At 57.9% G+C, this 24,336-nt stretch carries 15 protein-coding genes and 5 pseudogenes; 15 read left to right on the forward strand and 5 right to left on the reverse strand.

The window, feature by feature from the left end; translation table 11 throughout:
- Positions 1-25: 25 nt before the first annotated feature.
- Together RAD04_RS05860 and RAD04_RS05865 are read right to left on the reverse strand one after the other, a co-directional pair.
- A complete protein-coding gene (locus RAD04_RS05860; protein ID WP_461622986.1) occupies positions 26-322 on the reverse strand; it encodes a hypothetical protein in 297 nt (98 codons plus the stop codon).
- Between the two features lie 347 nt (positions 323-669).
- Positions 670-882 (reverse strand): annotated as a pseudogene (locus RAD04_RS05865) (helix-turn-helix domain-containing protein); the annotation flags it as partial.
- 325 nt (positions 883-1,207) lie between these two features.
- On the opposite strand from RAD04_RS05865, the pseudogene hglS reads away from it, so the two are divergent.
- The 6 genes and pseudogenes from hglS to RAD04_RS05895 all read left to right on the forward strand — a co-directional run bounded on the left by hglS (position 1,208) and on the right by RAD04_RS05895 (position 8,175).
- Positions 1,208-2,556 (forward strand): annotated as a pseudogene (hglS, locus tag RAD04_RS05870) (2-oxoadipate dioxygenase/decarboxylase HglS).
- Between the two features lie 710 nt (positions 2,557-3,266).
- The gene (locus tag RAD04_RS05875; protein WP_461622987.1) at positions 3,267-3,971 is read left to right on the forward strand and encodes an aspartate/glutamate racemase family protein; all 705 of its coding nucleotides are present in this window, start codon (positions 3,267-3,269) and stop codon (positions 3,969-3,971) included.
- A gap of 561 nt (positions 3,972-4,532) precedes the next feature.
- Positions 4,533-4,766 (forward strand): hypothetical protein, encoded by a 234-nt coding sequence (locus RAD04_RS05880; RefSeq protein ID WP_461622988.1) that lies wholly within the window; start codon positions 4,533-4,535, stop codon positions 4,764-4,766.
- Between the two features lie 67 nt (positions 4,767-4,833).
- Complete coding sequence (locus RAD04_RS05885; RefSeq protein ID WP_461622989.1) at positions 4,834-5,499, forward strand: M24 family metallopeptidase; 666 nt, start codon at positions 4,834-4,836, stop codon at positions 5,497-5,499.
- Between the two features lie 356 nt (positions 5,500-5,855).
- Complete coding sequence (locus RAD04_RS05890) at positions 5,856-7,046, forward strand: CaiB/BaiF CoA transferase family protein (protein WP_461622990.1); 1,191 nt, start codon at positions 5,856-5,858, stop codon at positions 7,044-7,046.
- A gap of 364 nt (positions 7,047-7,410) precedes the next feature.
- A pseudogene (locus RAD04_RS05895) lies at positions 7,411-8,175 on the forward strand (IS5 family transposase).
- Between the two features lie 29 nt (positions 8,176-8,204).
- On the opposite strand, the pseudogene RAD04_RS05900 reads toward RAD04_RS05895, so the two are convergent.
- Together RAD04_RS05900 and RAD04_RS05905 are read right to left on the reverse strand one after the other, a co-directional pair.
- Positions 8,205-8,371 (reverse strand): annotated as a pseudogene (locus tag RAD04_RS05900) (IS5/IS1182 family transposase); the annotation flags it as partial.
- A 101-nt stretch (positions 8,372-8,472) separates the two neighbouring features.
- Positions 8,473-9,303: an enoyl-CoA hydratase gene (locus RAD04_RS05905; protein ID WP_461622991.1), complete on the reverse strand. Its 831-nt coding sequence runs from the start codon at positions 9,301-9,303 to the stop codon at positions 8,473-8,475.
- A gap of 1,500 nt (positions 9,304-10,803) precedes the next feature.
- Between RAD04_RS05905 and RAD04_RS05910 the strand changes: the two genes are divergently transcribed.
- The 8 genes and pseudogenes from RAD04_RS05910 to RAD04_RS05945 all read left to right on the forward strand — a co-directional run.
- Positions 10,804-12,039 carry a CaiB/BaiF CoA transferase family protein gene (locus RAD04_RS05910; protein WP_461622992.1) on the forward strand — a complete coding sequence of 412 codons (1,236 nt, stop codon included), beginning with the start codon at positions 10,804-10,806 and terminating at the stop codon, positions 12,037-12,039.
- Complete coding sequence (locus RAD04_RS05915; protein WP_461622993.1) at positions 12,036-12,866, forward strand: enoyl-CoA hydratase/isomerase family protein; 831 nt, start codon at positions 12,036-12,038, stop codon at positions 12,864-12,866. The genes RAD04_RS05910 and RAD04_RS05915 overlap by 4 nt, the downstream gene beginning before the upstream one ends.
- A 179-nt stretch (positions 12,867-13,045) precedes the next feature.
- The gene (locus RAD04_RS05920) at positions 13,046-14,521 is read left to right on the forward strand and encodes an NAD-dependent succinate-semialdehyde dehydrogenase (protein WP_461622994.1); all 1,476 of its coding nucleotides are present in this window, start codon (positions 13,046-13,048) and stop codon (positions 14,519-14,521) included.
- Between the two features lie 8 nt (positions 14,522-14,529).
- A complete protein-coding gene (locus RAD04_RS05925) occupies positions 14,530-15,912 on the forward strand; it encodes an aspartate aminotransferase family protein (RefSeq protein WP_461622995.1) in 1,383 nt (460 codons plus the stop codon).
- 1,009 nt (positions 15,913-16,921) lie between these two features.
- Entirely contained in the window at positions 16,922-17,884 is a 963-nt protein-coding gene (locus RAD04_RS05930; protein WP_461622996.1) for a D-2-hydroxyacid dehydrogenase, read from the forward strand.
- Between the two features lie 118 nt (positions 17,885-18,002).
- Positions 18,003-19,115 (forward strand): M42 family metallopeptidase, encoded by a 1,113-nt coding sequence (locus tag RAD04_RS05935; protein WP_461622997.1) that lies wholly within the window; start codon positions 18,003-18,005, stop codon positions 19,113-19,115.
- Between the two features lie 146 nt (positions 19,116-19,261).
- Complete coding sequence (locus RAD04_RS05940) at positions 19,262-20,710, forward strand: amidase (protein WP_461622998.1); 1,449 nt, start codon at positions 19,262-19,264, stop codon at positions 20,708-20,710.
- A gap of 936 nt (positions 20,711-21,646) precedes the next feature.
- A pseudogene (locus RAD04_RS05945) lies at positions 21,647-21,872 on the forward strand (transposase domain-containing protein); the annotation flags it as partial.
- A 296-nt stretch (positions 21,873-22,168) separates the two neighbouring features.
- On the opposite strand, the gene RAD04_RS05950 reads toward RAD04_RS05945, so the two are convergent.
- Entirely contained in the window at positions 22,169-22,645 is a 477-nt protein-coding gene (locus RAD04_RS05950) for an Lrp/AsnC family transcriptional regulator (RefSeq protein WP_461623183.1), read from the reverse strand.
- A gap of 689 nt (positions 22,646-23,334) precedes the next feature.
- Between RAD04_RS05950 and RAD04_RS05955 the strand changes: the two genes are divergently transcribed.
- Positions 23,335-24,234, forward strand: a complete 900-nt coding sequence (locus RAD04_RS05955; protein ID WP_461622999.1) for a LysR family transcriptional regulator — start codon at positions 23,335-23,337, stop codon at positions 24,232-24,234.
- Positions 24,235-24,336: the final 102 nt, after the last annotated feature.

Here is a 24,336-nt window from a genome sequence, read left to right on the forward strand (position 1 = left end):
ATGGTGGCTGCGGCCAGCATTTTCGTCAGCGCAATTGTGGTGTCATGCCATCGACCCCAAATGTCGGTTTGGCATGGTTCGTGGCGCGACTGGTCTCGAAGTGCCTGCCTCGATCAATTGCGACATCTACGAGAACTGATCTCGCCCGCATCAACTTAAACATGTCGCGGCGGACACGCTTCGAGGCGCTCGCGCGCGACGCAAGGACCTCCTCCCACAAAACAAGGAATGAGCCCGAGTAGTGGCCGAAGAGGCCGGAGGCGGCGCTGTGCTGCAAGATGAGGCGCGGACAGCGCCGGCCTGGCCCCATCGTCCGTAGCATGACCAGATCGAGAGACAGTCTCACCGTCTGAACCCGTCACCATGTTCTCGCTCAGTCGCGCGTTCGCAGACTTCACTGATGGGTCCACGGTCGTCGCCGTCGCAAGGGATAATGAGGATGCCGCGACTTTAGATTTTTAGGGCCATCGGTTTTGACGACATTAGATTTTCACTGTGTTCAAGGTCGCGCCTTTTTTTGCGCCGGGGCGGCAGTATTGCTGCTTTGTTGGCAGATAGGGTGCATAAAATTGGCAATGTTGAGCCGTCATGTCTGAACATTGAAAGCTTGCTGATTCCGCTCGAAATCGCCCACGATTCCGAAATGAAATCGCCCACCATTCCGATTTACAGACGGATGGTCTGGCGCTCGCGGTGAAACAATTCAACCCCGAGTTGCCGTTCCAGCATCTTTATCTGCCGGCTGACCGCAGTTTGCGTCAATGCGAGCTCCTTCGCCGCCTCCGTGACACTGCCATTGCGGGCCGCTGCCTCGAATGCGGTCAATAAGGCAACCGATGGGACAAACCGTCGCGCGCCCAGCTTGTCATTCCGATCTTTCATGATCTTGCAGGTGGTCGCTCGGCGCGAGTTTCAGAGGAGGACGCCAAGCGAATCGCAGCGCTTCAATCCGCCTTCCTTTCAATGACGTCAACGCACTTTAGCAGGGGGTGTCATTCTGATTGAGAATAGACTGTTGCACAAATATCGATATCAAGCGGCATCCCCACCGCCCATCATAGCGCAAGCGTTGTTTCGCCAGAGGCCGCCTTCGTCCCGCGCGATATATCAGGAAGTCTCGATGAGTTTGCATGCTCAAGTAAACCCCCTCGGAATTTAGTCGTCGAAAGTCCACCCGGACGAGATTCGGTTTCTGTTCTCGCATGCGATGTCACACATGTATCGGGCAGAGGTGCCGCAATATGGTGCTCGTCGAACTCGTCGCCGACGTGAACGCCCAGACACTCGCGAACGATCCGGAACTGGAGCAGAGTTTGCGCCGCAATGACGAGATTGGCCGCCTCGGCGTTGAACGCCATGGTGCCATCCGGCTCGGCACGCCGGAAGAGCTGTTCAACATCCGCCGCGTCTTCGCGGTGCTCGGCATGCATCCGGTCGGATACTACGATCTTTCCGTCGCTGGCGTACCGGTGCATTCCACCGTGTTCCGTCCCGTCACCGACGAGTCGTTGCGCCACAATGCATTCCGCGTTTTCACGTCACTTCTTCGCCTCGAGCTCATCGAGGATGCGGCGCTTCGCGAAGCAGCGGCGCGCATCTTGTCGGAGCGGCGGATCTTCACCTCTCGCGTCCTCGAACTCGCGACGTGCTCGAATCTGATGGCGGTCTCCATCAGACGCAAGCCGAGGAGTTCGTGCGTGAAGTACTGGAGACCTTTCGCTGGTATAGCGACGCTACAGTGACGCTCGAAACCTACACCAAGCTGCACAATGCTCACCGTCTCATCGCCGACGTGGTCAGTTTTCGCGGTCCGCACATCAACCACCTGACGCCGCGCACCCTCGATATCGACGCCGTCCAGGCCATGCTGCCGCAACGCGGCATTACACCTCAGTCATCGAGGGGCCACCTCGTCGTAAGTGGCCCATTCTGCTTCGACAGACCAGTTTCAAGGCGCTTCAAGAGCGAACAGAATTCAGGGCCGGAGACAGCGATAAGGTCGAGTTCGTTCACACCGCCCGCTTCGGCGAGATCGAGCAGCGCGGCATTGCGCTCACCCCAAAGGGGCGCAAGCTCTATGACGAATTGCTGGCTTCGGTCCGGAGCGATGTCCAGGTAGACGCGATCGGCTCTCATGCCGGTGAGTACGAGAGCAAATTGGCGGAACGATTCCGAGCTTTTCCTGACGCTTGGGCGGAACTGCGGGACCAGCGGCTCACCTATTTCCGCTGTTCGCCGACGGCTGAAGGCTTGGCCGCCGCCGGCCGGAACAAGGTCTTGCCTTCGCTCGAAGAACTCCTGATGCGTGGCCATTTGCGTTTTGATCCGATCGTGTACGAGGATTTCCTCCCAGTCAGCGCCGCCGGCATTTTCCAATCGAATATTGGTACAGATGAGCAGCAGAACTATACCGAGCGCGCTAACCGGGAGGCATTCGAAGACGCCTTAGGCGCAAAAGTCGCCGATGAGTTCGCGCTCTATGACCCAGGCGGAGAAAAAAACTCGCTCGACGAAGCTCTGTCGCAACTCGACAAGTTGGCCGCCAAAGCGCGGTAAAGTCATCCGCATCCCGGATCGAGCAGGCAGTGGCGGCGGATGTCTCGCGCTTTGTGGGCGAACAGCCGCGCTCCGGCGATCGTGGTCGGATGACGCGACGTCGCTCGTCGCCAACAGAGGTTTCCCTACCGCGCCAGACATCCGCTATGCTTACTGGATCAGGGCTTGGTGCTGAGCTACTTTTCCAGGCCAATGCCGATCACTGCTGCTGCCGACCTGCCGAAATTTGAGCGGTAAGACGCGGCCCTAGCTTCCTCATGGAATGGCAGAAGTCTGCTACTCGAACGATGACCAAATTTAAAGTGGCGATATCGTTATTGTCCCTCGGCGCGGCGACGACTGCGGATCTATCTGCGACGTCTGAGGGCGCGCGAGTGACCGAGGACGTTTCTGGCGGGCGCGTTTCGATGGTCCTGTCGGACGAGTCAGGATTACGACTGTGGTCGGGTGTCACAGAAGAGCTTCCCGCTGCAGTTCCGGCCGCTGATCTCAGACCAGACGCGCATCGGCCCGGGCGGCTACCACAGATCGGAGGATCGCGTCGTGTGGTGGCGCGTTCCCAAGTAAGTCCGAACCTCGCGATCGCCTGCGTGACATGCGCGTAACCTCGTATAATGGGAATTACTGCGCTGGAAGTGCCGTTATCAATGGAATTCGTCGGCAAACCTGATTTAGCATATTTCGATGCTCGATTTTAGTCGGAGCTTGGAATGACGCTGCAGGCCCCACGTGCTCTCGGAGTTTTGTGCCTCGAGCGCGGACTTTCGCCAGGCGAGGCGCCATCGCCCATACCCGGCTCGATACGAAATCCAGCCACCTTTGACTTCCCCATCGTCTCGGAAACGGTCTCGGGGGCTTGGGTGCCGAACATCGTCCGCGGTGATCCGACCCTCGAGCCGGCTTACGTGGCAGCTGCCCGGCGTCTGGTTGAGCGAGGCGCCGTCGCGATAAGCTCGACGTGTGGCTTCTCCATCCGCTATCAGGCGGCGGTGGCCGCATCGGTGAATGTGCCCGTGGCGATGTCGAGTCTCCTATTGCTCCCGATGTTGCTCCGCCAGCTGCAGCCACCGACCAAGATTGCCGTTCTGACCTATGACTCAAGTTGTCTGGGCGACGATCTGCTCGGGATCAATGATCCGATCGAGCGGGCCAGGATCGTCGTGGGTGGCATCGAAGGCGGAAAGTTCTGGCATGACGAGCGGAAGCGCCCTCCGGCGCCGTTCGATGTCGCTGCGATCGAGGCCGATCTCGCCGCCTGCGCTACGCGACTGCGCGTCGCGCATCCGGAGATTGCAGCGGTCGTGTTCGAGTGCGGCGCATTTCCGTTCGTTGCGCCAGCGATTCGCCGCATCACAGGGCTGCCCATCTACGACATCACGTCCATCTGCCGGCTGCTATTGGCGTCCGTCGGCTGAGAGCAAGTCTAAGTATTGCGGAACGCAGCAATATGCGGTTGGAAGAGTCCATGCGCTCCGCCGCAGCCGCGCGTGCGTCGATGCGTGGTCGAACACCATGGCACACCGCTGTTGTTTAGGCGTGAGAAGGTCGTACCATATTGAGTGTGATCTGCCATTTTGCGGAGAAGACTCAAGTCAGATTTATCTTCTTGACGGCGTTGCGGTATCGCCGTTCGGGATAAGCGATAGGCAATTCGACGTTGCCCATTCCATTGTGATCAACGCAAGGGATCAAATCCTTCGTACGCTCTCCTTCGCGGGCCGATGGCGGAAGGCGGACTGGCGTGCGTGAGCCACCAAATCTCCAGGCGAAGTCGGAGTTCACCTGGTGCAGTGAAATGAACCGAGCAGAATACCTGCGCAGGCTCGCCGCAGTGAAATCAGAGCTGGCGCGACGCGATGTCGATGCGCTTATTGTGACGAGTTGGGCAAATATTACGTATCTTACGGGGAATGTAACCCGAATGCATTCTTTGCACGGGCTGGTGGGTGGTTTCGATTCACGCAGAGGAGCCCACATTGGTCGTCCGTGGCATGGACGCGCCGGGCTGCATTCATCACACGTTCCTCGATCGCGGGAAGGTGATTGGATACCCCGAAACGCTCATCGGCAAACCTGACAAGAACGGGTTCGACGCGGTGATTGACGTTATCCATGAACTCGGTCTCGCTAGCCATGGCTTGGGGTTCGAGCTGGGTAACCTGTCGGCACCGGCGGCAGAGAAGTTCAGAAGGCGATTGCGGGGACGCTAAGATCGTCGATTGCACCAAAGCCATAGACTGGATCCGGGGAATCAAGTCCGATCTTGAGATAGCAGTAATGCGGGAGGCTGCCGCCATCGCGGATGCGGCAATCGCTCGTGCGAGAGAAATCATCCGCCCTGGTGTGCGCGAAGCTGATGCCGTAGCCGAGATCACGGCCGCACAAATTCGCGGCCCCAAAGGCGGACCGCCGGGGACGAATCTGAAACCATTCCTGATGTGTTCGTCCCCACGCACGAGTACGCCTCACATTCTGTGGAGCGAGGACGTCTTCCGCCAGGGTTCACAGATCAATATCGAACTTAGTGGTCACCGCCACAACTACGTTGCCCCGATCATGCGTACTTTCTCAATTGGCGTGCCTTCGGATCGTCTACGTCGTCTCCATGAAGCAGAAGTTTCCGGCATGGATGCCGCGCTGAACGCGGCTCGGCCCGGACGCACCTGCAGCGATGTTGCCAACGCGTTCTATCGTACGCTCGAAAAGCACGGCTTCAAAAAGGAGTCTCGCTGTGGCTACGCCATTGGTATCGATTGGATGGAGCCTACGGCGAGCCTCGCGGATGGCGACATGACAGAGCTGAAACAGAACATGACCTTCTATTTGATGCTAGGCAACTGGATCGATGAGGATTTCGGCTATGTCTTCAGCGAGTCAATTCGCGTTACTGGCGCCGGTGCAGCAGTATTGACGCGGTCGCCAAGGGAGATAATTCAGATCTAACATCCGAGTGTAGAGTGCTGTTCAGAGGGAGCCGGACAGCGCCGCCAAGCTCCCTCCCGACGGAACGAAACGCGCACCGAAGCGTGTTTTTTCGCAGATCTCATCCGTAGTGGGCGACGTGACGGCCCCTACTTAGCCAGACGTGTGTTACTGGGCGTTATGTTTCGAAAACATGCGGCCCGCCGCGGCAAATGAGCAAGGGTGAGGCACAAATTGGGGAAAATCGACTCTTACACTCTCGTATCATCCTGCCTGCGAACCACCATCGGCGGTTCTTCCCCGCACGTCATTAGTAGCGCGCTAGCCGATGTGAGGCGAGCGTGCAGCCCATTTCGGCGGGCGCAAGGAGAGAAACTGTGAATCAGGTGCCCAGTGCGCTTTCCGGCATTCGCGTGCTCGATCTATCCCGCGTCCGCGCCGGTCCAACATGTGTACGGATGCTCGCGGACTTTGGGGCCGACGTAATCCGGGTTGAACCGCCCCCCGGGGTCGATCCGAACGACACGATGTTTGCTGACAAGAGGGGCGGCGGAGATTTCCAGAATCTGAACCGCAACAAACGTGGGCTATCTCTCAATCTCAAGACGCCGGAAGGCATTGAGATACTGCATGAACTCGTGAAGACGAGCGACGTTGTCGTGGAGAACTGGAGGCCGGATGTTAAGGTGCGCCTCGGCGTCGATTATGAGACACTTAGCCGCCTCAATCCAAGAATCATTCTAGCTAGCATATCGGGTTACGGACAGGATGGCCCGTACGCAAAACGCCCCGGATTTGATCAGATAATTCAAGGAATGAGCGGGCTGATGTCGGTGACGGGAACGCCCGAGAGTGGGCCTCTCCGAGCGGGTATCGCTGTGGCCGACTCCAGTACCGGCCTTTACGCGGCTCTCGGGATTTTTACAGCCCTCTTCGAACGTGAGAGGTCGGGCAGGGGACAGTGGGTACATGCGAGCTTGCTGCATTCCCAGATCGCTATGCTTGACTTTCAGGCCGCAAGATATCTTGTTGAGGGAGATGTACCAAAGCCGGCTGGTAATGATCATCCGACCGCGGCGCCGATGGGCACGTTTCGCGGCAACGATGGTCTATTCAATATTGGGGTTTCTGGTAGTGGACAATGGGAGGCGCTTTGCAGGGCAATTGAGCGCGAAGAGTGGATCAAAGACGAAAAGTTCCGGTCTAGTCAGGCGCGCGTCTGTAATCGTCTTGAGCTCAATAGGGAGCTACAAGCAATATTCGAAAGACGTAATGTACAGCATTGGGTGGGGCTACTTAACTCGGTTGGCATCCCAGCAGGTCCAGTATACACGATCCCAGAAATGATCGAGGACGTACAAGTCAAGCACCTGCGTGTTGTGCAGACGGTCAAGTCATCGACCGGGTTGTCAATCCCGGTGATTTCGCAGCCAATTACCTTGAGTCGAACCCCGGCGCAGCTTTTTGCAGCGGCGCCCGACAGAGGCGAGCACACAGTCGAGATACTTAGCGAGCTTGGATATGTGCGCGAAGAGGTCGACGATCTACGTCGTAAGAACGTCGTTTGAGGGGACCGAAGCACATCGCGCAGATGAGCCTTTTCCCCAGAGCACTGACCAACCGGCCAAACTTCTGAAGCCGTGCCGAGCTAATCGGGCAAAGCTCGCAGCTCGGTATGCGGAATATTGCAGTGGCAGCCAGCTTCGCGGTGTTTCTGAGGAACGATAGGTTGCATCTCCACGGGTTGCGAGCTGCGTCCAGCGAGCGAGTGATTGCTTCATGTGCATGGATGGCGATTGACTTAACTGCTGCTGATCTAACAGGCGCTCTCACATCGGTCGTGCGCAGAAGATCGCCGTGACGGACAGTGGTTCTTATCTGGTTTAGTGCCTGTCTTCAGCTAGGGATTCGAAAATCGGCAACTGAGTCATTCTGGGAGGCCGGCTTTGGAGGGACGGCCCATCCCGCATCGCACTACGCGACGACCAGTGGGACCCGGATCAAGGAGTTTCCACCCGGACGCGGGGGCATGTCGCCGGCACTCGGCCGAAATCGCTTGTACGTCGATGCGGTGCTGTACCGATACTGCGGATATCCCTTGGCGCGATCCGTCGGAGTATTTCAGGAACTGGAGGTCTATTCAACTCTTCAACCTGTGGGCCAAGAGCCGGGTTTTCGAGTGCATTTTCGAGCTGTTGGCGAGTGATGATAATTGATGATCGACGCCACGATCGTGCGCTCCCATCGACACAGTGCGTGCTAAAAAAACGGTGCGGAAGCGATCGGCCGGTCGCGTGCCGGATTGAGGACCAAGGGTCACGCGCTCGTCGATGCGTCGGGCGATCCTGTGGAGTTGATGCTTTCGCCAGGACAAGCCAACGATCTCGTCTGCACAGAGCCCGTTGCTTGATACTCCGATCCGCAGGCATTGATTGGCTACAAGCCCTGCGACGCCGATGCGTTCATCAACACACTCGCCGGCAGGCGAATCACCCCGGTCATCCTTTCCCATTCCCGCAGGCAATTCCGTTGCCATTCGATTTCGTCCTCTACTGCGAGCGCGACCTCGTCGAACGCTTCTTCAATAAACTCAAACACGTTCTTGCTATCGCAACGCGTTACGACAAGCTCGCCAGACATTTCCTCATCGTCGACCTGGGTTCGGCTATCGTCTTGCTCAACCGAAGGCAGCCCTAGCTGTGTGGATAGTTACCTTAACCAGAGCAGGCTGCATCCGCCATGACGATCGGCCCTGCGAGCTCCTCGACGAGGGGCTCGCCCTGCGGCGCATCGGGGGCCTGGCCTGCCGTCAGGAAGAAACGCACCGGACAGCCCAAGCAGCGGACAGCCGGATGGAGCCGCCGCGCGACCGCCCGATAGCCTGATTTTCAGCCTTCAAGCGCGAGACGTTCCCTCTGATTTGAGAATCCCAAGAGTCCACACGGCCCAGGCTAATGCCTGGTCAATGATCGGCTCGACCGCATATTCCGGACGTCACCGGCCGCGGAAGACGGGCTGGCGTTTCTCAGCAAAGGCGGCTCGCCCTTCTACATAATCCGCACTCTCAAAGCAGGCACGTGTGGCCGAATCGACCGCTTCGAGCGACCTGTCAATAGGATCCTTTAGCGCTGCGTCGATAGAGAGCCCGGCCGCATAGATGGTTAGAGGTGCGTTCCGCGCGATCTCCTTCAAGTAGGCACGCGCCTCAGCTTCAAAGTCGTCGACGGGAAACGCTCGATTGATGATGCCGAGTGCTCGCGCCTCATCCGCAGGGTACTGTCGAGCGGTGTAGAATATCTCGCGTGCGTTGGCCGGCCCGACGATGTCGACGAGCGTCTTCACCCCGCCGTAGCGATAGCCCAGTCCCAACTTGGCAGCGGGAATAGCGAAGCGGCTGTCGTCTGTTGCAAGACGAAGATCGCAGCAGAGCGCGATAGCGAGGCCACCGCCGATACACCATCTGCGGATTACTGCGACAGTCGGTTTGGTGCATTTGATAATCGAGCCGCTCGCCATGGTCGTGAGCTGGTCGTAGTCTGCGAGTTGCTCGGGTGTTGACCGTTTTGAACCGAATTCACTGATATCGGCTCCCGATGCGAACGAGACCTCACCTTCGCCCCGGAGAGCGATTACCTTCACGTCTGGGTCTTCTTGCAGGTCGGCAACCGCGAGGGGAATCTGCCGCCACATTGTGTGGGTTACGGCATTCCGTCGCCTCGGATTTGCGAAAATTATCCAACCAATCCCGTCTTCGATCTCGGCACGGATCGTCGGCGTATATCCGTCAGGTTCGGGCGTGGCAACTGTATCGGCCAATCTGGTCAATCCACCTAATCCTTCTCAGAGTCTCGTGTCGCTCGCAACACTTCCAGCTCAGTCGATGCCCTCTTTTCCGCGGATCGCCGTTCCATGCGGAAAGTGATCTCGCCGAGAGACGATTTGATTCTTCATGCGCGATGCAGGCGTGTTGCCCGAACCAAGCACCCAGTATAGGCATGTCATCATCTCGAGTCCTTCGCGCAGCAGCTCCGTTGGTAGATGCTTATTCGGCGCACGTTATGAACATCCGCCGTAGGAATGCGAAACCCAGATTGAACATCTTACCCTAGCCAAAGCACCGCATCAGTTTCTGCATTCTGGCCTCTTTGGCGCTCAAATACCGCATTCACAACACGATCGGCGACAGGATTCACCGCCTGCTAATCACACTGAGAACCCGAGGTGCGATAGTGCGTACGCAGTTCGTCCTCGTGGGGTGCGCGGACATTTCGCTAAGTGGACGCCTCGAACCCCGATCAAACCGGGGCGCGGCGACTGCAAGAATATGGCGTGGGTCGGTCGCTTTGAACCGGATCGGCGGCGTCAAGTATGGCGCCGCTACGATTTGGTGGTCCTGCGTCGGCCCTTGCATCGCGTATCGTCCGCAGGCTCGCTTTGCCACGAATCTCGTCGAGATGAGGTGAGGATCGAAGTGAGTTCTCGATTGCGCCATAGCGAGTGATATCTGTTGGAGGCCGTATAAGTTAAACTAACATTCCGTTCTGAAGCAGCAGCGGTGGCCACCGGCATCAGTCCTATGCACATGGCAGCGACGGCTCACGTCGCGCCCCGCCGCCCCTGTCTCGGCCCTCTCGGCCAGAACCCGTCCCGCGGGCATATTTCCGGCGGCCCACAATCAGAACGCATCGCTTTGCCACACCGCGAGTTTGTTTGTCGGAATGTGCGCGACATGGCCGCTGCGCTTCACATCTTTTTCGGTCCCGATCCTTGCGATCGTCTTTGGCGCCAAGCTAGCGCATTATAGGACGCGGTGATCCGCCGAACGTGCGAATCGATGTGTAGCGCATCAGGGAAATTGGGATTCGCCCAAGTCCTAACCAGCGCTAGAAACTATCGCCCGTTCCTCAGACGACAACGCCATTGACTGCTTCGTGGGTACTCACCTTGCGCTTGTCGTCCGGCGCGCTCGGCTGGCGGGACCAGCAGCCGTTACAATCAGTGTGCGATTGGTAGGATGATGCAGCTTGCGGCGATCGTGCCGCCCGGCATTTCGCCGCTTTCCCGCGCGCCGTGCGCGACAGAACGCGGCAATGCTGCGGATCCGTCCCAAAAAATGCACGATCCGGACCCTTGGGCAGGTCTAATGTCCCGAGAGGCCCATGGAGCGCACGTTGGAGCATTATTGCTTGAACACTCTGCGACTCCAGTCTTGGAGGAAGCGGGATTGTCGTGCAGTAGGCCGAATACTGCCCAAACAGCCGGTGCGAAATTGTCCAGGATGTTCGCGCGATCTAACAAGTCCCAGTTGATTAAGGATGAACCAACTTGACGCCGGTCCGAGACACACAGGCTGATCACATCGAACAGGCGGAGCCTTTAGCCGGTATTCGTGTCCTCGCGGTCGAACAATTCGGCGCGGGGCCTTACGGAACGATGTTCCTGGCAGATCTGGGTGCTGAAGTTATCAAGATTGAGAACATCACCACGGGTGGTGATCCCGGTCGCTATACCGGCCCATTCCTGCTTGGCGATGCGGACAGTGAATATTTCCAGAGCTGGAATCTCAACAAACGCAGTGTTGCTCTCGATCTGAAGTCAGAGGAAGGACGTGACGCTTTCAATCGCTTGGTGGCCGGCGCTGATGCCGTCGTTAACAATCTAAGGGGCGACCAGCCTGAAAAGCTCAGGCTGGATTACGCTTCGCTGAAGAGCGAGAATCCAGCCGTAGTCTGCTTGCACATATCCGCATATGGCCGCGACAATGACCGCAAAACGTGGCCCGGTTATGATTTTCTGATGCAGGCGGAGGCCGGATTGATGAGTGTGACCGGGGAGCCAGACGGTCCTCCCACGAAATTCGGGCCGTCCATCATAGATTACATGACGGGGTTAACGGGTGTGGTCGGGCTTCTCAGCTGCGTGCTTCGCGCTCGCCGGACCGGCGTTGGATGCGATGTCGATACCTGTCTCCTTGATGTTGCCATCCATCAGATGAGCTACGCTGCCACATGGTTCCTTAACAATCGTCATGTGACGGGAAGGCAACCACGAAGTGCCCATTTCTCAATCGCGCCGGTTCAAACCTTTCCCACACGCGACGGCTGGATCTTCGTCATGTGCATGACCGAAAAGTTCTGGCTGAATCTTCTTCGCGTACTTGAGAGGTCGAACCTTGCCGATGACAAACGGTTTGCCACAGCTGCGGCTCGTTTCAAGAACCGTACCGAACTGACGGCAATCCTGGACGCTGAGTTTAGGCACAATGATACTGCACATTGGCTGAATCGGATGTCGGGGCTTGTTCCTGTTGCTCCAGTTTATGATATGGAGCAAGCGCTGACCAATCCCTTTCTCGCGCAGACAGGAATGCTCTGCGAAATTGCACATCCATTGAATCCCAAGCTGCGCGTCCTTTCGAATCCGATTAAGGTTGATGGGAAACGCCCAGCGTCGGCTGCGGGACCTCAACTTGGCGCCGACAACGATGTACTCATAGGACAGGCGGTCTTGACTGGATCCAGCTCGACTGCTGCGGAGTACGATCAGGATACCGGCATATGACGGCCAGGATAACTCCAAAGGGAACCCACGGTGAGCTCGAACAAGTAGCAGTGCCGGTTCGCTGCCGGGTGGAGCGTGGCATTGCGACGCTCGTGCTTCAGAATCCGCCCTTGAACCTCGTGACAAGGCCCTTAACGATAGCCCTGAGCAAAGCCCTCGACGCGATTGAGTACGATGAATCCGTTAGGGTCGTTGTTATCACGGGCGCGGGCGATCGCGCATTCTGCGCCGGCTCCGACATCACGGAATTTGCCCATGATCTCGCTCCGAACGAGATTGTGGAGAACAAGCTGAGGCTACAGAATGAGACATTTTCCCGACTGCATCATTTTCCCAAACCAACCATAGCTGCAATTGCAGGAGTTACGTACGGCGGAGGGTTGGAGATCGCAGTCTGCTGCGATCTGATCGTAGCCGAGGAGCGCACTCGGCTGGCATTGCCGGAGATTAGGCTTGGCGTGTTTCCTGGCAGTGCTGGCGCAATCCGGGTCACAAGACGCATTGGCGAGGCGCGGGCCAAGGAGATGATGTTTCTCGGCGAGCCGATTACGGCGACAGCCGCGTTGAATTGGGGACTTGTAAACCGTGTCGTGCCGGACGGTCGTGGCCTGGCGGTGGCGCATGAGATTGCAGCAAAGCTTACAACCTACCCGCGCAAAGCCCTGATGCATTGCAAGGATATCATCGGCCTTTCGTTTGACCTAACCGAGGAGGAGGGAATTATGCGATCGATGAAGGCCAGCGATATCGTATTCCGCTCCTTGGAGAAGGCAGAGGGAGTGAACGCGTTCCTCGAAAAGCGTGCGCCCGACTTCACTCGGCTATGAGCGTCGGGCAAACGGGCCCGCAATCTTAGGACGGATGCACCCCATTGATCGATAGCCTCGATATTTCTGCCTGCGAAGTTGGATAGGGTCCGAACAAGTTGAGTTGGATGAACTAATGGTCGAAGTCCCACGCTTCAGTGGCCGACCCAGCGGGCTGATCCCAGACGGAAAAATTGGAAATGCTAGATAAGACGGAGTCCATCACAACGGCCGATCTGATGCGGCCTTTAGCCTTTGTGGGCGGCGCGTGGATCTCTGCTGATAACAGCGCGACCATGCAGGTCATGGATCCGGCAACCGGCGAAATGGTCGGGGAAGTCCCCGACTTGGGGATGGCGGAGACCGTCCGAGCTATAGCCGCCGCAGAGGCCGCTCTTCCGGCTTGGCGCGCGTTAGCGGCGAGCCAGCGTGCGGCGCTGTTGAAGCGCTGGCACGCGATGATCCTGGCGCACCAGGAGGCTCTGGCTCAGATACTTACCGCTGAACAGGGAAAGCCGCTTGCTGAAGCGCGGGCCGAAATCGCCTATGGCGCGACCTTTGTCGAATGGTTTTCCGAAGAAGCGAAGCGCGTCTATGGCGACATTATCCCTGCACCGAAGCCAAAACAGCGAATTCTTGTCCAGAAGCAGCCGGTCGGAGTTTGCGCCCTTATCATACCATGGAATTTCCCTTCGGCATTGTTTCACCGCAAGGCAGCTGCTGCTCTCGCCGCCGGCTGCACGATCGTATTGAAGCCGTCAGAGCTCACGCCGTTCTCCGCATTGGCGTTAGCCAGGTTGGGGCAACTCGCTGGCCTGCCCGACGGAGTTCTCAACGTGGTGACCGGAATGCCGGTCGAGATCGGACGTGCGCTCATGCAGAGCCGGGCGGTGCGGAAGGTTAGCTTCACCGGGTCGACCCGCGTCGGCAAGCTGCTGCTCGAACAGGCTGCGCCAACGGTCAAACGGGTGTCACTCGAACTCGGGGGAAATGCTCCGATGATCATCTTCGACGATGCCGAGGTTAAGAACGCGGTTGCAGCGTGCTTAGCGTCCAAGTTTAGAAACGCCGGGCAGACCTGCGTGTCGGCCAACCGTATCTATGTGCAGTCTGGCATTTACGACGCTTTCACTGGCGCTCTCAGGAAGGCCGTCGAGGCTTTGAACGTAGGGCGTGGTACTGAACCGGATGTTACCATTGGGCCGCTGATCAACGATGCGGCAGTCGCTAAAGTCGAGCTGCACGTAGCGGATGCGGTGTCGAAGGGCGCCACGGTCATTATTGGCGGCAAGCGCCACGCTCTCGGTGGACGCTTCTACACACCAACGGTCCTCGGAAACGCCAACTCCGATATGGAGCTGGCTCATGATGAGACCTTTGGTCCCGTCGCGCCTCTGTTTCGCTTTGAGACCGAGAACGAAGTTATACGGCTCGCAAACGCCACCTCTTACGGCCTGGCTTCATACATTTTCACCTGCGATCTCGACCGGATGTTCCGTGTCTCCGAGGCACTCGAGACCGGAATCGTGGGCGTAAACGAGGGCTTGATTTCCACTGAAGTGGCGCCGTTCGGTGGAATGAAGGAAAGCGGTATCGGCCGGGAAGGTTCTTATCACGGTATAGATGAGTATCTCGAGACCAAATATCTCATGATCTCGCCCGTGCATTCAGCGTGAGTATTGACATGACCGTATCAAATTCGCTCGTAGCAATGGATCTTGCGACTTCGCTGCACCCGTATACGGATGCACGCGCTTTGGAGGCGACAGGTCCTCTGGTCATGGATCGGGGTGATGGCATTTATGTCTACGATTCCAGTGGCAAGCAGTACATCGAGGCGCTCGCCGGATTGTGGTCGGTTGCCGTCGGATTTAGCGAGAAGCGGCTGCTCCAAGCAGCCATGAAGCAGATGGAAAAGCTGCCCTATTATCACATCTTCGCCGGCAAATCGCACGAGCCGTCTATCAGGTTGTCGGACAAATTGGTCGAGATGGCGGCTGAGAAGCGCTTATCGCGGGTGTTCTATACGAACTCCGGTTCGGAGGCGAACGATACGATAGTCAAGCTTGTCTGGTACATGAACAACGCTTTGGGGCGGCCTCAAAAGAAAACGTTCTTGGCTCGTAATAAGGGCTATCACGGCATTACCATTGGTGCCGGCAGCCTGACCGGCCTGCCGAACAATCATCGCGATTTCGACCTGCCTGCGATCCCTGTTGTGCATCTGACCTGTCCGCACTATTACCGCTTTGGGGTGGATGGGGAATCTGAGGCGGAGTTCACCCAACGCCTGCTGATCGAGGCCGAGGATACAATACTGCGAGAGGGACCGGATACGATTGCTGCGTTCATCGGCGAGCCGGTCATGGCAGCCGGCGGCGTCTTGCCACCCCCGGAAGGCTACTGGGCCGGAATCGAAGCCCTCTGTCGCAGGTACGACATTCTCTTGGTCGCCGACGAGGTAATTACCGGTTTCGGGCGTCTGGGCACGTCTTTCGGGTACAAAAGGTTCGGTTTCTCGCCGGACATTGTCACCGTCTCGAAGCAGATCACGTCAAGCTATATGCCGCTTGGCGCAGTCTTGTTCGGGGAAGGCATCTACGATGTGATCGCCGACAACACTCACAAAATCGGTACGTTTGGCCACGGCTATACCGGGTCGGCACATCCCGTCGCTACCGCTGTTGCGTTAGAAAACCTGAAGATCATCGAGGAACGCGATCTGATTGGCAATGCCGCGAAGTTGGAACACCAATTCCAGACCGGTCTTCGCGAACTGGGCGAATTGCCTTTCGTCGGAGAGGTGCGTGGCGTGGGCCTCATTGCCGCTGTGGAGCTTGTCGCGGATAAGGCGTCGAGACGCCCTTTCTCGAAACCGGGGCAAGTGGGTAGCTTGGCAATGCAGATTGCCCACGATCACGGTCTTATCTTCCGCGGCATTGGAGATACGCTGGCACTTTGTCCGCCCCTGATCGTGACTGAGGACCAGATCCGCGAAATCATCGCTCGAATGCGCCTTGTTGTAACCCTCACCGTGGCCAAGATCGAAGCCCTGGGCATCGATTGAGAGGAGTGGGCGCGCGAAAGCGGAAGTAGTGCTATTTTCAAGAGGAGCGCAACAACGTGCTCGGCCTTCAAAGATGGAGGTTGTGCTGTGATCGCCCTCAGCGACCGTGGACTGATCGTTTTCGGTAGCGCCCATCGCGACGTCCTCGCTTCGCGCCTCTGCCAGTGACTTCGAATCAGGGAAGTCGACGAGATCAATTCCACTCCCGAGGCTGCGGTTCGCACCGTGATGGACGAATTCATCTCGGCCTCGAGTTGGCCTGTTCGGACGGGCGCTGTCACTCATCCTTCCGCGTAGCCCACGCGCAGCCGTGGGCCGATGGGTGTCGCGACTAAGAGCGACGAATTCGGCCGCCAGACTGATGCAATTTCGCGCGAACTGACATTGATCGACAGAATGCGCATGCGGTGACAAAGTTGCCCGCCTCCATTCCGGCGCGGCCCGACCAACTGCTGGCCGCAGGCGAACTGGCCTTGAATCGGTGGGCGCCTCGCAAGCCGCCATCGGGCATTCGATCCACTCATTCCCAAAGCCGAAAGCAGGTGACTTGTCGGAGTCACAAAAGGCCCCTTCGTCTGAGCGATTTCAGATCGGAACGTTGCGCGATTTCAGTTTCAGATTGTTCAGCATTTTCATTTGGAAACGCAGGCGAATTCGACCGAAATCAGCGCGCAGGCGCGGAATTTCCGCCCTAAGCGGCGCCACATTGAAGAATTTCGGATCTAATGGTTCGCTAATGTTTGCACGATGAATGTAAAGGATGGAAATGTAACGGATGGACTTGAGAGGACATACGCGTAGCGCCGAGTCCCAGTAATGGGAGATCCTCTGCGAAATGGGTGCATGCCTACCCAGTCAATCGCTCACTTTGCCATGGATACTGGTCCATTCTCATCTCGCCGCGCCTACTTTGCAAGGTGCGTTTTTCCTGTTCTGCGTTCGACGAAATCGCGGCCTCGAGCCCTGTTGTCATCCGCCAAGGGTCGCCCACGCATCCATAGAGGTAAGCATGTCCACTGAAAGCCCGGCCCTCACCATTGTCATCAACCACCCCAAAGCCGAGCTTCTTGCGCGACTTGTGGGGGAGCGCTTTCCGCAAGTTCGCGCCATAGTAGCTCCAGACCCTGATCGGCTTCAGCGACACATAGGCGAGGCGGACGCGTTGCTCGCCTTTCAATTTCCCGTTGAAGTCTTTGATCAGGCCAAGAAGCTGCGCTGGTTTCAGAGCACGGGCGCCGGTGTCGATTCCATGTTCCCGCTCCGTGACAGGGCCGATCATATCATGGTGACCAATGTTCGCGGCATGCATGGCGGCCTCATAGCGGATTACGTGATGGCCGGCGTGACAATGCTGAATTGGGATTTCCGCAAGTTTCTGCGCGACCAGGCGGAGCGGCAATGGACCGTCCGCAGCGTGACGCCACTGGCCGACAAAACGCTTGGCGTGGTCGGGTTGGGCTCGATTGGGGCGACTATTGCTCGGCGCGCGAAGAGCGCGGGGATGACCGTTGTGGGCTCGAAGCGGGATGTTTCCGTCCCAGTCGAAGGCGTAGACCGGTTGTTCGGCTCCGATGAGCTGAAGGATTTGCTGCCGCTTTGCGATTTTGTGGTCCTGGCCGTTCCGGCCACGCGGGAGACGGTCGGCCTCATCGGCGCAGCTGAGATCGCATGCATGCGGCGTGATGCATTTTTGATTAACATCGCCCGGGGCAGCGTTGTCGTCGAGTCCGACCTGATCAGTGCTCTGCAGGCGGGCACAATTGCGGGTGCGATGCTCGACGTGTTCGAGCGTGAGCCGCTGCCGCAGGACAGTCCACTGTGGGACATGCCGAACGTGATTGTAACGCCCCATACTTCGGGTATCCCCACAAATTATATGGAGCGAGCATTTGAAATCGTTGCAGAGAATATTGAGCGCTTCCTGAAAGGGCAGCCGCTGAAGAATTTGGTGGACCTGCGACGCGGCTATTAAGCGCTATGTCGCAAGCACCGGAATATACCGGCTGCTTGTCCCAGATCAATGACGTTCTCACAACGACCGCAGCACGGACAGCGGGTCAATCATTTTCTAAAGAGGCGAGGAGACATAAATGAGTGAGAACGTTAGCGACCAGCATCTCAAGGAGGGGCTGAAGCAGACCCTGCGCGATCTTTCGGGCTTGCACAGCGTTTCGGGTTTCGAGCAGGCAGTGGTACGTTATGTCCAACACCGCTTCGAGCCACTTGTCGACGAGGTCGAGACGGACACTTACGGCAACGTCACAGCCGTGAAGCGCGGCCGCCAGGCGGCGCCGCTGCTCATGCTCAGCGCCCACAGCGACGAGATTGGCTTTATCGTAAAGGGTGTAGAGCGGAACGGCTTTTTGCGCTTCGAGCGCCTAGGCGGGGTAAGTGACGCACTGCTCGGTTGCCGCAGGGTCAACGTCAACGGCCATTTCGGCCTGATTGGCTCTCTCTCCGAGCGCTCCCGCGTGGCAGCCGGTGCTAAGGAAGTCACGCCCATTACCGAGCTCTACATCGATGTTGGCGCGTCGAGCGCGCAAGAAGTAAGCGAACTGGGTATTAACGTTGGGGACCCAGTGAGTTTCATCAGTGAATTCGAAGAATTCACTGGAGGACATCGCGTTTGTGCCAAGGGTATGGACGACCGCGCCGGGCTTGCAATCATGATCCAGGCGCTGGCTGAACTCAAAGGTGAGACTCCTTTCGGAACCGTTCACGCGGTTGCTACCGTGCTCGAGCAGGTCGGCCTTCGCGGGGCCGTTATGGCGGTTCATCGCAGCAAGCCGGACTATGCGATCGCCATTGATGGATCTCCAGCGAACGACACGCCCGATTTCAGCGTGACCAAGGAAGCTCCCCCGATTATGGGTAAAGGCCCGTCGGTCCACCTGACGATGTCAAGTGGAGAGGTGATTGTTCGGGGTAATATTGCCCACCCCGCGATGAAACGCCATTTGCTAGCCGCGGCGGCGAGCAGGAAGCTGCCATTGCAGTTCACGGTCTCGAATAATCGTGGCAGCTCAGAAGCCGCCGCTATCCACGTCAGCAATGGCGGAATTCCTACTATCAGCGTGGGCATACCGCGGCGCTATTCGTTCTCACCACATGAGATGATCGACCTCCGTGATGCGGCCGCGACGGTCAACCTGATCGTTCAATTTGTTCGCGACATGAAGAACCACGATCTGAGTTTTGTATGAAGGTTGCCTGCCTGCCCCGGAAGCGGGCAAGCGCTTGGGCTTGAGGCGTGAGCCGTCGGTGATGCAGCCTTCCGTTGCGTCATCACTGCAGGGGAGCACCGCCGGTAGAGCCACAGCACAGGCAGTTCGGCTAATGGGAGGGCCGCATGAGTGACGATCTTTGGCGGCTAACTGCGGTCGAGGCAATCACGCGGCTTAAGAAGCGCGAGATTACGCCGCTCGATCTGATCGAGGCTTCGGCAAAGCGCGTCGCGGAGGTCGAACCGGCGGTCAATGCGTTGCCCATCCTGTGCTTCGATCGGGCGCGCGATCACGCCAAGCGTATAATGTCCAAGGCCGCTTGCGAGGCGAAGGACGAGCCGGGCTGGCTCGGCGGGCTCCCGGTCTCGATCAAGGACCTCACGGATGTGGCTGGCGTGCGCACCACCTACGGCTCGCCGCTGTTCGCGGATCATGTGCCAACCCGGTCTCATCCGCTCGTCGAGCGCATCGAGCGCAAAGGCGGCATCGTGGTTGCGAAATCCAACACGCCCGAATTCGGTGCGGGCGGCAGCACGTTCAACGAAGTGTTCGGCCGCACCCGCAATCCCTGGAACACCTCTCTCACCTGCGGCGGATCGACCGGCGGTGGCGCGGTCTCAGTCGCGACGGGCGAGGTGTGGCTCGCACACGGCTCGGATCATGGCGGCTCGCTGCGCGGTCCCGGCACCTACTGTTCCGTCGTTGGTCTTAGGCCCTCGCCGGGGAGGGTGACCCGTGGAACCACGAATAGTCTCTATTCGCCGCAGTGGGTGCAGGGTCCGATGGCGCGGACAGTCGCCGATCTGGCGCTATTTCTCGACACGATGGCGGGAATGTGTCCGCACGATCCTATGACGCTTGACGCGCCGGCCGTGTCGTTCAGCGCCGCCGTCGCTCATCCCATCGCGCCGAAGCGGATCGCCTTCACAGCCGACCTGGGCGGCAAGATACAACTCGATGCGGAGATTAGAGAGATCTGCACGAAGGCTGTGCGACGGTTCGAGGAGCTGGGCGTAGTTGTGGAGGAAGCCTCTCCGGATTTCGGACCGGTGAACGAGGTATTCATGGCGCTGCGCAGCCAACAATTTGTCGTCGACAGCGAACTGCAGATCCGGGAGCACCGCGAAAAGATCAAGCCCGAGATCCTCTGGAACACAGAGCTTGGCCTTAAGCAGACGGCGAGTCGGCTTGCCTGGGCCGAGCGCGAACGCGCCGCGCTGTTCCGACGCATGGTCGCGTTCTTCCAAGAATACGACCTGCTCGTGATGCCAAGTATGCCGACGGGAGCGTTCGACGTCAATCTGCGTAAGCCCGCCGCCATCGCCGGCAGACCGCTCGAGCACTACTTGGCAGGCTCCAAGGCCCTGTCGGCGATCACCGCGGCGGCTAGTCCCGCCATCGCCGTGCCCTGCGGGTTCGATCGATACGGCCGGCCGGTTGGCCTGCAACTGGTCGGTAAGTCGCGCGGAGAGGCCGCCTTGTTGCAAGCTGCTTCGCTCTACGAAAGCCTGATGGGGCTGCATAAGCTTTTGCCCATCGACCCTCGACCTGGAACCGTGCCACCTTCCTCTTGAACAACTGAGGAAACGATGCTCGTCGTGATCGCAGCCGCGAGACGGGGGCCGTGCGGCGGCGCTGAAGCTCGCGGGCCCCTGGCGCGAACGCGCTGGCCTTGTGCGACGTGGTTTACCTCGACGCACGCGAGGTGCTGGCCCAGTCGTCGAGCGCCTCGGGCTGCAAGGTACGCACGTGCAAGCCCGATCTGGCGACGCCGAATGCGGTGACTCGACCAGACTAATCGCCTGCTGCGGAAGGCGTAGGTGGCATCGGTGCGATCATTGGTGCCGCCGGCATCACGGTGCCCGGCAACACTTCGACATCTCGACCTGGGAGCGCGTCTCCAATTTTGCGCTTGCGTGTTGAATGTTGCCGGCAACCGGGGACCGATTTCGCGCGCTTGCGCATGGTGATGTTATCGGTTGCGCCGCTCACGGTGAAGGCTCAGGTGTGACCCGATGAGAGCCTGCTCTGTCGCGTTTAAGGTCCTGGTGAACCGCCAATCTAAGCTAGCTGTAGCGAGTATGGGGGCTGTCAGTAGAGTGTGCCCTCTCTCGTCGGGGTGGTGTTGAAACGCATAAGGACCTTCTCACGTTGCCGCCATTGTCGATGGAGCACGATCGTGTGCTCGCCGGCGAGAGCTTCACCACGCGACCAGCGGTAGCGGATTCTTCTCTGGGTCCGCCCTTCTTCGCCTTGCTGCGCACGGCATCAACTTGACCCTATGGGCTGGGCTCCTGTGCAACATGCAGAACGTGTGTCTATGTTCTGGAGGCCACAATCCGCGATTAGCATGATCGCCGCAAGCGTGGAAACACGACGATCTCACGCTCAGAACGCTTTGCCGGCAAACGCGCCGTCACAGCCAGACGCCGGAAAGGCATGATCGATCCCCACGTGTCCTCGCCGGATCTCGGCTCACAGCGAGTTCTTTGTCCAGCGCGTGGCCCGAGAAGGCAATTGCCGTGGAAAGAAAAAATTGGACCTTCGCCGGCTCCGATGGGCGGCCGGTATGCGGCTGCTATCTATACCCCTATTGCCAGCGCCAAGCTCAGCGACATTGATCCCCAAGCCTGGCTTGCCGATGTCTTGGCCCGCATGCCGGATCACTCCGCCAAGCGCATTCACGAACTGCTCTCTTGGAATTGGCGTCCTCAGCGCGTCGCTCACGCGACTTGAGTTCATCAGCATGCCACCCCAAAACGGCCCAGCCGGGGGCCGACACCGGATGCGTACAAGTGATCGTGAAACTCGCCTATCCCCCTTACCGCGAGAGGGCGGGGCAAAACGGCGCTCACCGTATTCGATCGGTGCTCGTGTGTCGAATGGGATCCGAATTGCGCGCTTCCGGACCGCTGACATTTATCGGGTTGACACCGCCCTCATGGTCACCAAGGCGGAGGTCGACCAAAACCGTAGCGGTTGCCCAGCAGGCTGTCTTGCAGATCGCTCAGAACCGCGCGAACAATGATTGATCACCAGCAGGCGATGGAAGACATTGGCAAAGTGAAGCCGACTTTGAATCGGTCCAAGACCACTATGGTTTCAAAGCGCTTTATGTCCGGAGCTTCGTGTACAAGGCGACGGGTAAATTGTTCGTAGTCTTCCATATTATCTGCCGTAACTAGCAGCACGAAGTCGGCCGGACCAGTAGTGTAGAATCCGCTCATCACCTCAGGCATCTTGCGAATTGCCCGTCTGAAGCGATCAATGATGTCGGCCCGAGCGCGCTCAAAAAAAATGACAAGCACCACGGTCACGTTTCGTCCGATCGCTTTTGGAGAAACGATTGAGACGTCTGCTTCTATGATACCTTCCGATCGTAGGCGCTTCAGTCGACGCTGAACCGCAGATGCGGACAGACCGACCTTCGCGCCAAGTTCTTCACTGCTCAGACGATTGTTGCGCTGCACGAGATCAAGAAGACGACCATCGATTCTGTCGAGTTCCATCGCTTCTGTGCGGTCAATTGAGTGCGATTGCCTGGCCGAGGCATACGATATGATTTCGCTAACTGAACTTGCCATTCCCCCACTTTCCTCGCTGGTTAAAATTACGAAACGGAGGACTTCACCAGACGATCATTGTGCATACAGCCAGTTGTACTTGAAAGGCTTGCCAAGTGAGATCGGGCAGCAGACGGCCGTTGTGATTCATCTTTGACGATGTGCGCCATTGGATTGTGACTCGGCATGCGAATGCAGCATCAAAGCCGCGTCTCTGATAACTAAAGGCCCGAGGCGCCCTCGGACTAGAAGGACCGGTCGATAGTCTCTCGGCAAACACCGCGAACGCAAGGATCGAAGGTCTGAGCAGCCGCTCAAGGGCGCCGCCAGCTGCTGCTTGATTTGCCCTGCCAAGCCGATCCGCATGAAGGCGTGCCCTTCTCCCATCGAAAACGTGCATCAAGATCTATCCCGGCCACAGTGTCTCCCCGGATGATTGCCAAACTCGTTCGGGCGAAACCGGCAGAAAGCCAACCAACTCATTTGCTTCCGATACTGTCCCAATGATACGGAGGACTTCCAAACAGAAAAAGCGAATTCTTTTGATCCATAGATGCAATATTTTCAACAAACGAACATTTACGCTGCCTCCCTCAAGGGCGGAAGATGCAAGTATTCATCTAAACTGAGGTGTCATGTCGTTAGGTGCCTATGAGGTTTTCGTCACGATCGCGGAGCGCGGTACCTTTGCGGCAGCTGCGCACCAGTTGAATCTTTCGCCGTCTGCAGTTAGCCATGCACTAGCTTCATTCGAGCAGGAAATCGGATTTACACTTTTTGTCAGAAATCGAAGTGGTGTTCATCTGACGGCAGCAGGGGAAGCCCTCTTGCCGACCGTGAGAGAAGTGCTTCACTGTAATGGCAAATTGAGGCAGCAAGCGTCAAAACTTCTCGGACTTGAGGCTGGGACCGTGCGCATCGGCGCGTTCAGCAGCGTCAGTGTCGCATGGTTGCCGAAGATCATTCGCTCCTTTGCTGCCCACTACCCGAAGATAGAAGTCGCCATTGATCAAGGCGGATACGACGATGTTGCTGAATGGATCATCAAGAGCCAGGTCGATATGGGTTTTATTATCCTGCCTGCGCCGCCGGGTCTGGACATAACGCCGCTATACACGGACCCACTCGTTTGTATCGCGCCGCTCGGCTTCACGCCCAAAAATAAGGCCTACGTCACCGTTCCCGATTTGGCCGACCACAACGTGGTGCTGCAGGGACAAGACTATGGAAAGGAAATCCAGCAGGTATTGGCGAAACACAAAACCTCGGTTCGATCGAACGCGCGGGCGATCGACAGCGCCGCGGTCATTGCAATAGTCGAGAGTGGGCTTGGCATTAGCGTAATACCCCAACTGGCACTCCTGAACTACAGAACTTCCGTGCAGGCTTTTCCATTCCGTCCAGCAGAAAGCCGGCTCATTGTGCTGGCTTCGCTGAATCGGCAGAATTTGGCGCCTGCGGCGAAAGCCATGCATCGACATATTATAAACTCTGTTGCCTCGTGGGCCAAAGATAAGAGCGGTACTCAGAGTTGACTCGACAAGGAGAAGGCAAACGTAACGCGTAAATTCATGAGGGACTGCAATGCCGATAGCCATCCGGAGTAAGCGACTTATGCGAGCAGCAGAGTTTTTCAG

The sequence above is a fragment of the Bradyrhizobium sp. 25ACV genome, from assembly GCF_054863005.1.

Bases quoted from the DNA above. Each gene is read 5' to 3' on its own strand.
- RAD04_RS05860 (WP_461622986.1), bottom strand. From the start codon at position 322: ATGCTACGGACGATGGGGCCAGGCCGGCGCTGTCCGCGCCTCATCTTG.
- RAD04_RS05875 (WP_461622987.1), top strand. From the start codon at position 3,267: ATGACGCTGCAGGCCCCACGTGCTCTCGGAGTTTTGTGCCTCGAGCGC.
- RAD04_RS05885 (WP_461622989.1), top strand. From the start codon at position 4,834: ATGCGGGAGGCTGCCGCCATCGCGGATGCGGCAATCGCTCGTGCGAGA.
- RAD04_RS05915 (WP_461622993.1), top strand. From the start codon at position 12,036: ATGACGGCCAGGATAACTCCAAAGGGAACCCACGGTGAGCTCGAACAA.
- RAD04_RS05920 (WP_461622994.1), top strand. From the start codon at position 13,046: ATGCTAGATAAGACGGAGTCCATCACAACGGCCGATCTGATGCGGCCT.
- RAD04_RS05925 (WP_461622995.1), top strand. From the start codon at position 14,530: ATGACCGTATCAAATTCGCTCGTAGCAATGGATCTTGCGACTTCGCTG.
- RAD04_RS05930 (WP_461622996.1), top strand. From the start codon at position 16,922: ATGTCCACTGAAAGCCCGGCCCTCACCATTGTCATCAACCACCCCAAA.
- RAD04_RS05935 (WP_461622997.1), top strand. From the start codon at position 18,003: ATGAGTGAGAACGTTAGCGACCAGCATCTCAAGGAGGGGCTGAAGCAG.
- RAD04_RS05940 (WP_461622998.1), top strand. From the start codon at position 19,262: ATGAGTGACGATCTTTGGCGGCTAACTGCGGTCGAGGCAATCACGCGG.
- RAD04_RS05950 (WP_461623183.1), bottom strand. From the start codon at position 22,645: ATGGAACTCGACAGAATCGATGGTCGTCTTCTTGATCTCGTGCAGCGC.
- RAD04_RS05955 (WP_461622999.1), top strand. From the start codon at position 23,335: ATGTCGTTAGGTGCCTATGAGGTTTTCGTCACGATCGCGGAGCGCGGT.